The sequence below is a fragment of the Moraxella atlantae NBRC 14588 genome, assembly GCF_001591265.1.
Classification (GTDB): domain Bacteria; phylum Pseudomonadota; class Gammaproteobacteria; order Pseudomonadales; family Moraxellaceae; genus Faucicola; species Faucicola atlantae.
In genome coordinates this window covers 22,174-32,736 of the sequence record NZ_BCUL01000016.1, presented here as the reverse complement: position 1 = coordinate 32,736, position 10,563 = coordinate 22,174, and the positions used below count along the sequence as shown (strand labels likewise).

The window sequence follows — 10,563 nt, the reverse complement described above, 5'->3', positions numbered from 1 at the left end:
TTTATGTTAAAGATGAAAATCATCAAGTAACCCAAGAACAAAAAGATGAAGCTTTCGAATTGTTCAAAAGTAATATAACTGAGTGTGATTTTGAACCTTGTGTAATTAAAACACCAAATTATAAAATTTCACATGTTGAGGGGGAAGATGAGGATTTAATTATTCAAAGCCCTTTTATAATGACTGCTGGTAACTTCTCTGGTACAAATGAGTTTTGGTTTTTGTCAAATGATGATGAAGAATGGGATTCAGAAATTGATTCATCAACTAGAATTCGCCCTGCAATGAAGAAAAAACTGGAAGAAATTTTAGGCTCTGAAATTGCTATAGTTTGGGAATTTGCAGATTAAATATCCTTCTATTTAACTCAATACTTCGCTAACATATTTTAAAATTAAATTTTTTTATCCAAAAAACTCTAATTATATCAACAAGTTACATCTTAAAAATTCGTCTTTTGCTTTTAGCTCGTAACATATTGATTTATAAGAATAAATTAGAGATGTTAGCGGAGTATTGTTAAGATTTTGACAATATTTAACCACAAATCCAATTGTTACTCATCCAAACCTTTTATATTTTAGCAGCTTACCTACCAACCAAAATGATGTGATTTTATGCCAAGCGTTTTTCAAATCACTCACCAAATTGTGTTATACTACAGTACTTTTAAGTCCAATCAAGTATGATATAACTGCTTGATTTTGCAATATTTAATTTTATACTTATTTAATTTCATCAAAAATCACCTTGACAATCTGTAGCAAAAAGTTTGCGTTGTGAAAATCCCATTTAAAAAATCCACCTTTGACCAAGCCGCGTTTAATTTTCAAACCGCGACGTTTAAAAAAAATCCGTTTGCCAGCGACAGCCAACGCGACACCGTGGTGTTTAAACGCCGCGTGTGGGTGGCGGCATTGTTGATTTTGTTGGGATTGTCAGTATTGATTGCGCGCTATGCGTTTTTGCAGATCGTAAACCATGAACAATACGTCACCCAAGCTGATAACAACCGTATCAAGCTGATTTCTGCACCGCCCAGTCGTGGCGCGATTTATGATCGCAACGGTATTTTATTGGCAGAAAATCAGCCCGTATTTACGGCCGTCATCAGCCCTGATGAAATCGATGATCCTGAGCGCACGCTGCAGCTACTGGCACCGATTTTTGCATTAACGCCTGAGGATATCGAGGAAGCCAAAAAAGCACTCAAAAAAAGCCGTAACCAACCTGTCACCATCAAAATCGGCTTAAGTGAGCAGCAGGTGGCACAGTTTAGCGAACGCCGCCCGTTTTTTCGCGGCGTTAGCATCCAAAGTAAGCTGACGCGCGCCTATCCGTATGATGATTTATTTGCCCATGTCATCGGCTATGTTGGGCGTATCAGCGACGCGGACAGCAAGAAACTTGACAAACAACTGTACGCAGGCACGGATTTGATCGGCAAAACGGGCATCGAAAAACAGTACGAAGATCTGTTACTGGGCAAACCTGGTTATCAATCTATCGAAACCAATGCCTATGGCGACGTGATTCGCAAGCTTGACACCAAGCCGCCTGTGGCAGGCAATGACTTGTATTTAAGCATAGATTATGGCTTGCAAAAAAAAGCCCATGACTTGCTTGATGGGCGGCGCGGTGCGGTGATTGCGATTAACCCACAAACAGGTGAAGTATTAGCTTTTGTCAGTAACCCAAGCTACGACCCCAACCCGTTTGTCACGGGCATTAGCAGCAAGGACTACAAAGCCCTGCGCGATGACCCCGACCAACCACTGTACAACCGCGCACTGCAAGGTTTGTATCCTCCAGGCTCGACAATCAAGCCATTTGAGGGTATGGGATTTTTGCATTATAAAATCATGACGTGGGATAGCACGATTTTTGACCCTGGTTATTTTAGCATTCCAGGCGACAGCCACCGCTTTCGCGATTGGAAAAAATCGGGGCATGGCACGGTCAATTTGCACAAATCCATCACCGAATCGGTCGATACGTATTACTATAAAACCAGTTATCAGCTCGGTATTGATAAATTGCACGACTGGATGACGCGGTTTAATTTTGGCAAAAAAACGGGGATTGACTTACCGGGTGAAAAAGCTGGCGTATACCCTTCTTCGCAGTGGAAAATGGACACTTACAAAAAACCGTGGTCACCGGGTGAGACGATCTCGGTCAGCATCGGGCAAGGCTATTTTATCGCCACCCCACTACAAATTGCCAACGCCACCGCCATGCTAGCCAACGGTGGGCAGCACCTTACCCCCCACTTACTACGCAAAACCACAGGCGCGGTTGCCTACCCGATTGCCAACCGCCCTGATAGCCGTATTGAATACAACGGCTCACCACAAGATTGGACGCGTATGCAGCTGGCAATGGAGGACACCGTCAAACACGGCACCGCGCGGCGCGTCTACACCAAAGAATATCGCATGGGTGGCAAAACAGGTACAGCGCAAGTCAAGTCCATCGCACAGGGTAAACGCTACAACGAGGCCGCACTGGATCAGCGCCATTGGGATCATGGCTGGTTTGAAAGCTTTGCCCCCGTTGAAAACCCACAGATTGCCATCGCAGTATTGGTCGAAAACGGACGGCATGGCGGTTCGGTCGCGCCAATTGCGCGTGAAATGACCGACTACTGGTTACTTGAGCGACAAAAAAACCCGATTTTACCGCCTAAGCCTGACGAATTAGCAAAAATCCGCGCGGAGAAGCTAGCCGCCAAATTACAAGCCGAGCAACAAGCCGAGCAACTAGCAGAACAGCAAGCCCAAGCTGCTAGCACCACAGCCTCTACGCCTGCGCCAACCTTAACAGCGACGCGCAACAAGCAACAGCAGGCAGCCGCTACCTCAGCCGATGCCAGTGGAGATTAAACCATGTCAGCCCATCATCGTCCATCGCGTTCAGCTAGCCCACGCACCGTCAACCGCCAAGCGGTCAGCCATGTGCGCATCATCGGGGGTGACTATCGGCGGCGGCAGATCGGTTTTGTTGATGGCGATGGTTTACGCCCAACGCCTGACCGCGTGCGCGAGACGTTGTTTAACTGGCTACAAGACGCTATCGTGGGCGTATCGGTGCTTGATTGCTGTGCAGGCAGTGGCGTGCTTGGCTTTGAGGCGTTATCACGCGGCGCGCGCCACGTGACGATGATTGAGCCCAATCGAGCACAGTTTAGCCAACTTGTTGCCAGCCAGCAGCAGCTTGCTATCAGCGATACGCATTTGACATTATTGCCCAGCACCGCTGAACATGCCTTGGCGGATATAGCAACGCAAGCAGTGCCAGCGTTTGGTGGTGTATTTCTTGATCCACCGTATCGTCTAGACTTGTGGCAGCCGCTGCTTAGGCTATTGTTGGACAATGCACTGATCAATGCTGATAGCTGGCTGTATATCGAAAGCGACCGCCCACAGCAGCCAAGTCTTGCGCCTGCCTTAGCAGAGCTGCAAGTGCTAAAATACAAAAAAATGGGGCAGGTGTTTGCTGGGTTGTATCAGATCAAAGGCACGGCGTTATAAGCATACGACAGGCGATTGATTCATACCCATCGCCTTTTTAATAGATCAATAGGTCATTTACCTTAACCCATCAAACAGTGCCGCGTCAAATCCAAATGGTTATTTTGTGTCGTATTTGCAGCTGTCACATAAGTGCGCGTATTGGCGGCAGTCAAACGCGATTGATCCATCATGACATGGCAAGCGTTGCGCCACGTAGTACCAAGACGTTGTTGGCTCAGCCATTGATTGGCGGACAAAAACTGGCTAATGCCAAACACGAACGCCAAAGCAAATGCCAATGTAACCAGCAAAATGGCAGCAAAACGGTGAATGGTAATGCGAGGGCGTGGCGCAAAATCGGGTGCGCCAGATTTCGCTTGAGAGGTGCAAGATGACATCAGAACGCTCCTAAAATTTTAGAACCCAAATTTTAAAATCAATGTTACAAAACCAATTTTTGAAACCAAGTTCAATAACGCGCTGATTGATCACAGCTTTTTAAAAACAACTGATTTGATAAGCAACCTTATGTGATTGGTAACCAAACCCTTTTTTATTGTATATTTGTATCTTCACATAATAACGTGCTTATGTTACTCAATTATAACACAAGCAAACTTTTTTTACTTTTATCACAAAAACAAATATGCCATAAATTTATGAAATAACCACGATACATAAACATAGCTCTGGCAAATATAAATTTGATGAAAAACCCTCCAAGCGCGCGCAAGCGTTGGCAACATCTGTTGTCTTCACACAGTATTTGGCAAGATAGTCGCCGTAAACCCCACCCACCGACGCGCACCGCGTTTCATAAAGACTATGATCGTTTGGTGTTTTCGCAGTCATTTCGTCAGCTCAACCAAAAAACCCAAGTCCACCCACTCAACCAACAGCAAGGGATTCATACGCGCTTGACCCATTCGCTTGAGGTGTCGTGTGTGGGGCGTTCGCTTGGCATGTTGGCAGCGGAAAAAATCAGTGAACACTTGCCTGCCAATATCAGCGGCGCGGATATCGGCGTAATTGTGCAGGCGGCATGCTTGGCGCATGATATCGGCAATCCGCCGTTTGGGCATGCAGGCGAGTATGCTATTCGCGATTGGTTTTGTCAGCCCAAGCAAGCGGATTTTTTGGCGCAATTAACCCCCACACAGCGGCTTGATTTGGTGGGCTATGAAGGCAACGCGCAAGGGTTTCGACTTTTAACGCGCAATGAACATCACCCAGATGCAGGCGGTATGCGCTTGACGGCGGCAACGCTGGGTGCGTTTATGAAGTATCCGTATTTGTCCACACCCATCAATGCAACCGACCGCTTAACCACACCGCTGACGGTGCGCAAGTTTGGCTGTTTTGCCAGTGAAGCGGACTATTTGGTGCAGTTGGCCGATGTGCTGCATTTGGTCAAAACACCATACGGCTATGCGCGTCATCCACTGGCGTATTTGCTTGAGGCAGCGGATGATATTTGCTACGCGCTGATTGATTTGGAAGACGGAATTTTGCTTGGTATGCTAGAGTATGCCGAGGTTGAGCCGCTGCTGCTGCGCTTGGTGGGCAAGCGGCTTGGCGTACCGCCTGAGGTCAAACACGGCGCGCCCGTCAAGCAAAAACTAGCAGCCTTGCGCGGACGTGCGGTACGGCGTTTGGTGGAAAAAATCACCGATGCGTTTGCCGCCCATCAAGACGCGCTATTGGCAGGTGAGCTTAAGGGCAGTTTGTTTGACCATTGCCCTAATAATGTGCGCCAAAGTATCAACGAGGCAAAACAGCTAGCACGTGAGCGGATTTTTCAGCATCCCAGCAAGATGCAGCTTGAGATTGTGGCAAATCGCTGCTTGCATACGCTGCTAGATGCGTTTATGCCGCTTGCTACCCTTGGTGCGAATGCCGAAACGCAAGTAACATCGTTTGAGCAGTTGCGTTTGTTACAACTGCTCAACAGCCAGTTGGCAGAACTTGAACGCGCATTGGGTGATGATGTGTACCAAAACGCGCTGTGTATTTTGGATATGATTACGGGTATGAATGACCATGAGGCGTACCATATGGCGCAGGCATTGACGGGAAATGCGGTAGCAGTATAACAAACGCTATGGCAAGGCATAGACAGTTTGGCACAACAATTAAAATTTTTGTTCAAGATTCATCAAAGCTTCATAAAATTTAAGTTTAATACGCGCACGTTAGTTTTTGTTTTTAAACGTTCCTTAAACTTAAACCTACCACAAGGAAGCCGCTGATGCTTGCAAAAAGTATACGAACCAAAAAAACACTGCTGATTTTAAGTCTTGCCACGCTTGCCCTGACAGGCTGTAATGACGATGACGGCGATACCATCATCACACCTGTTGCACCGACCACAAGCACTGCCTCCACCCCAACCAATAACGCCAATACCACAGCAAACAACAACACGACCACCGATCATCAACCCAGCCCTACCGCTACGCCTGCCAACACCCTAGCCACCCCAGCCGTGACTTATGGCGTACGTCCATTTTATTTGATCGATGACATGGACAATGGCGCGCTTAAAAACCAATTGCAAAGCTGTGGTAACCAAACGCCAAAACGCACTGAATTTTCTATTGCTCACCGTGGTGCAACGCTACAATTTCCTGAGCACAGCAAAGAAGCCTATCTGGCCGCCAACCAAATGGGCGCAGGCGTGCAAGAATGTGACGTTGCTTTTACCAAAGACCACGAATTGGTTTGTCGTCACTCAGACGCAGATTTGCACACCACCACCAACATTTTGGCAACCCCACTGGCAGCTAAGTGCACGCAAAACTTTAAACCTGCAACCTTCGATGCCCAAGGCAAACTACTCACACCTGCATCCGCTAAATGCCTAACCTCTGATATCACACTGGCAGAGTTTAAAACCCTAAAAGCCAAACAAGATGGCGCGAACAAAAATGCCACCACCGTTGCCGAATATTTAGCAGGCACGCCAACCTTCCGCACCGACTTATACAGTCAAACAGGGACGTTGCTGTCACTCAAAGAAGCCTTGCAACTGTTTAAGCAAATGAACGTCAAGGTCACCCCAGAGCTCAAAGAGCCGACCGTCGCCATGCCACACAATGGCTACACCTATGATGACTACCGCAAACAGCTGATTGACACGGTGCGCGAAGCAGGTTATACCCCTGAGCAAACCATCGTACAGACCTTTAATATTGATGATATGAAATATTGGATTGCGCATAATCCCGATTATGCCAAGACAGCGGTATTTTTGGTCGATGACAGCAATTTCACCAAAGATGGCATGACGTTTTCATCACAAAACCCTGCCACTTGGAAATACAACATGGCAGAGCTAAAAAATATGGGCATCCAAAACCTTGCACCTGCCACTTTCTTGATGGTTACCAACAATAACGGCAAAGTTGCCGCCAGCGAGTTTGCCAAGCAAGCCAAAGCACAAGGTTTGGGTATGATTGCATGGACGATTGAACGCTCAGGCCCACTAGCAACAGGTGGTGGTTGGTACTATACAGGCATCAATGACATCACCAACAATGACGGTGATCTTTATAATTTGGTTGATGTCTTGGCAAAAGACGTGGGGGTCAAAGGCATTTTCTCAGATTGGCCCGCCACCACAACGTATTATGCCAATTGCAACGGACTATAAATTTATTTTAATCAAAACATTTAAAAATCCTGCTAGATTTCTAGCAGGATTTTTTGGCATGAATTTTGTGGTGCAAATCTAACTGTATTTATAAGCTTTGATTATAACTTATCGGTTAGCTCAAAGATAGGTTTACTTGAGCGTTGGATCGAGAAATTTGTAAAACATTTGGCTTACTTTCAATGAAAACCTGCACCAGATTATCTATCGAATACCAAGAACGCCGTGATTAGGCAAAAGTCGCTTATCTCTCCACCTAAATCCAAGATTATAGGTGGAAAATTACGCACGCTAAGATAAGTGCTCATGATGATTTTAAAAATTTACTGACGTGTGAAATAATATCCGTCAAATTTTTTTACTATTTTGATGAGCCATACATCGTTCGCCATGCCAATTTCAACCAACGCCATTCCCGTAAATGATCTAAGCCCTGCCCATGATGTTGGCTTACACGCGCTTAAAACATGGATTAAGGCACAAGCAGCGGACTTAGGCTTTGCCGACTGTGGCGTGGTGCACCCTGACAACCCAGTTTTTGCCAAACAGTTGGCGGCACTACAAACCTATTTGGCAAATGGCTATCATGGCGAGCTGCACTTTTTACAAGACCACCACGACAAACGCGCCAATCCTGCGCAACTGGTGATGGGCACTCAAAGCATTATCAGCGTGCGCATGGATTATCTGACCGACGCTCCCACACCGCGTGCTGTGACCGACAATGCCCTACCCAATCACGGCATTATCGCGCGCTATGCCCGTGGGCGTGATTACCACAAAACCATGCGCGGACGGCTTAAAACCTTAGCTGAGCGTTTGCGTCAGCATTTGGCGACACATTACCCGACACTTGCCGAGGGTTTTATTTATCGCCCGTTTAGTGATTCTGCGCCGATTTTTGAACGCGCCTTAGCGGAGCAAGCAGGCTTGGGCTGGACAGGTAAGCACACGTTGTTGATTCATCGGGCAGGCGGTTCGTTTTTTGTCTTAGGTGAGCTGTTTACCAGTTTGCCACTACCGCCTGACGCGCCTGTCGGGGCACATTGTGGCAGTTGTTCGGCATGCATGGCGATTTGTCCAACACAGGCGATTGTCGCGCCTTATACCGTTGATGCGCGGTTGTGTATTTCATATTTAACGATTGAGCTTGATGGCGAGATTCCTCCGCCTTTGCGTCCGCTCATGGGCAACCGCGTGTTTGGCTGTGATGACTGCCAGTTGATTTGCCCGTGGAATAAATTTGCCAAACGGGCGCAGGTGGCAGATTTTGCGCCGCGCCACGGGCTTGATGATGTGGGTTTGCTGACGCTGTGGGCATGGGATGAGGCAGCGTTTTTGCGTCATACCGAAGGCAGTGCGCTGCGGCGTACAGGCTATGCCAATTTTATGCGCAATGTGGCGGTGGCATTGGGTAACGCCCCGTTTGACCCTACCATCGTCACCGCGTTACGCGCCAAACGCGACAGTTTAAACGCCAATACCCAGCGGCATGTCGATTGGGCGCTGGCTGAGCAGACGCGCAAGCAGCGGCAAAATACGCCAAGCTGTGCTACAATAACACCCGATTTAAACGCGCCTTGATTGCCGCACCAGCGGTTAGCACCGCCAACCTCACGCATGACAACAATTAGGAATAACTATGTACCCGTATATTCGTTTTGGTCAAACCATCGTCAATGGCCTGGTGCAAGCCGTCAAAGGGCAACGCCTCAAGCTCACCGACACCAGCGAGATTCATTTTCGCGCCAGTGTCACCGATATCGACAATTTTTTTGAGATGAACAATGGGCGCATTTTGACACTGTTTGATTTGGGACGCACAGATCTGACTATCCGCACAGGTTTGGGTAAAAAGCTCTTGCGTCACGGTTGGGGCGTGGTGGTGGCAGGTAGTAGCATCCAATACCGTAAGCGCGTGCGTTGGCATGATCCTATCACCATCAAGACGCGCCTGGTTGGTATTGATGCGCGTTGGATTTATATTGAACAAACCATGTGGGTCAAAGGTCATGCCACATCTATGGCCTTAATTCGCGCAGGTGTGACCAACTTTGCCACAGGTAAGGTGATTGCCACCGACAAGGTGCTTGATGCCATCGGGCTAAGCGGTCTTGAAATGCCACCTGAAGCATGGGTGCAGGCGTGGATTGAGGCAGATAAATTGCGCCCGTATCCTGAGCCAGTCAGTGATCAGCAAGATCAGCAACAAAATAAGCACTAAGGTAAGCGCGGTATGACTTTACCAACAACATCGTCTGCCCCATCGCCCACATGGACGCTGGATGATTTTGATTATATCTTGCCTGACGCGCTGATTGCAAGGCACCCATTGGCGCAGCGCAGTGCATCGCGCTTGCTGCACGTGGCAGCAGATGGTACGTTGCATGACCAACATTTTACCGATTTGCCTGCGCTGCTGTCGGCAGGGGATTTGTTGGTACTCAATGATACCAAGGTCATGAATGCACGTTTGTTTGGACAAAAGGCAAGCGGCGGCGCGGTCGAGGTGTTGGTTGAGCGCATTTTATCGCCCGATTTGTCCCACAATCCGCCACAATATCGTGCGCTGTGTCATGTGCGTGCCAGTCGTGCACCCAAAGCAGGGCAAACCCTTGAGCTTGCTGAGGGGCATATTCGCGTTACAGTGATGGGGCGTGAGGCAAATTTGTTTGTGCTTGATTTTGCCCAACCGATTGCACCGTTGTTGGCGGCTTATGGCAGCTTACCGATACCGCCATATTTTGAGCGTATGGCAGAAGCCGAGGATGACACGCGCTACCAAACCGTGTTTCATGACCCCAACAAAACCGCCAGCGTCGCCGCGCCAACCGCAAGCCTGCACTTTGACGAAGCCTTGCTACAACAGCTTGCCGACCAAGGCGTTCAACGCGCGTTTGTGACTTTGCACGTTGGTGCAGGCACGTTTGCTCCCGTCAAAACCAACGATATCAGCCAACACCAAATGCATAGCGAGTATGCCGAATTACCTGCCGATACCGCCGCATTGATCAATACCACCAAAGCTGCAGGCGGACGGGTGATTGCTGTTGGCACGACCGTAACGCGCGTATTAGAAACCGCCTACCGCCATACCCAACCTACACAAGATCAAAACGCGCCCTTGCAGCTACAGGCGTGGGCAGGTGATACCGATATTTTTATTTATCCGCCGTATCGCTTTGGTGTGATTGACCGCTTGATTACTAATTTTCATTTGCCCAAATCCACGCTATTGATGTTGGTGTCAGCATTGGCAGGGCGTGAGCGCATGTTGGCGGCGTATCAGCACGCCATTGACGCGCATTATCGGTTCTTTAGCTATGGCGATGCCATGTTGATTGATCAAGCCGATACTCAATAAATTATTGGATGGATCTGTCATCATTCCTTAAA

The 10,563-nt window shown here is 48.0% G+C and carries 9 protein-coding genes; 8 read left to right on the top strand and 1 reads right to left on the bottom strand.

All coding sequences use genetic code 11. The features are described 5' to 3' along the window. The 3 genes from MA2_RS11230 to rsmD form a co-directional block, all read left to right on the top strand. Positions 1 to 350: hypothetical protein (locus MA2_RS11230; RefSeq protein WP_067058860.1), on the top strand; the 350-nt coding region annotated here is incomplete at its 5' end. A 534-nt stretch (positions 351 to 884) separates the two neighbouring features. Next, the gene (gene mrdA, locus MA2_RS08540; RefSeq protein WP_245945378.1) at positions 885 to 2,885 is read left to right on the top strand and encodes a penicillin-binding protein 2; all 2,001 of its coding nucleotides are present in this window, start codon (positions 885 to 887) and stop codon (positions 2,883 to 2,885) included. A 3-nt stretch (positions 2,886 to 2,888) separates the two neighbouring features. Further along, positions 2,889 to 3,533, top strand: a complete 645-nt coding sequence (rsmD, locus tag MA2_RS08535) for a 16S rRNA (guanine(966)-N(2))-methyltransferase RsmD (RefSeq protein WP_067058858.1) — start codon at positions 2,889 to 2,891, stop codon at positions 3,531 to 3,533. 62 nt (positions 3,534 to 3,595) lie between these two features. Here the strand turns inward: rsmD and MA2_RS08530 are convergent, their stop codons facing one another. Then, on the bottom strand, positions 3,596 to 3,913 hold the full coding sequence (locus MA2_RS08530; protein ID WP_067058856.1) for a hypothetical protein: 318 nt from the start codon (positions 3,911 to 3,913) through the stop codon (positions 3,596 to 3,598). Between the two features lie 309 nt (positions 3,914 to 4,222). Here MA2_RS08530 and MA2_RS08525 point away from each other — a divergent pair, with 309 nt between their 5' ends. The 5 genes from MA2_RS08525 to queA all read left to right on the top strand — a co-directional run bounded on the left by MA2_RS08525 (position 4,223) and on the right by queA (position 10,531). Further along, positions 4,223 to 5,608 (top strand): deoxyguanosinetriphosphate triphosphohydrolase, encoded by a 1,386-nt coding sequence (locus tag MA2_RS08525; RefSeq protein WP_067058854.1) that lies wholly within the window; start codon positions 4,223 to 4,225, stop codon positions 5,606 to 5,608. A gap of 155 nt (positions 5,609 to 5,763) precedes the next feature. After that, complete coding sequence (locus tag MA2_RS08520) at positions 5,764 to 7,167, top strand: glycerophosphodiester phosphodiesterase family protein (protein ID WP_067058852.1); 1,404 nt, start codon at positions 5,764 to 5,766, stop codon at positions 7,165 to 7,167. Positions 7,168 to 7,557: 390 nt separating this feature from the next. Further along, a complete protein-coding gene (gene queG / locus MA2_RS08515; RefSeq protein WP_255246914.1) occupies positions 7,558 to 8,751 on the top strand; it encodes a tRNA epoxyqueuosine(34) reductase QueG in 1,194 nt (397 codons plus the stop codon). A 58-nt stretch (positions 8,752 to 8,809) separates the two neighbouring features. Continuing rightward, positions 8,810 to 9,391: an acyl-CoA thioesterase gene (locus MA2_RS08510; RefSeq protein ID WP_067058850.1), complete on the top strand. Its 582-nt coding sequence runs from the start codon at positions 8,810 to 8,812 to the stop codon at positions 9,389 to 9,391. 12 nt (positions 9,392 to 9,403) lie between these two features. Then, positions 9,404 to 10,531 carry a tRNA preQ1(34) S-adenosylmethionine ribosyltransferase-isomerase QueA gene (queA, locus tag MA2_RS08505; protein WP_067058848.1) on the top strand — a complete coding sequence of 376 codons (1,128 nt, stop codon included), beginning with the start codon at positions 9,404 to 9,406 and terminating at the stop codon, positions 10,529 to 10,531. The last annotated feature ends 32 nt before the right edge of the window (positions 10,532 to 10,563 follow it).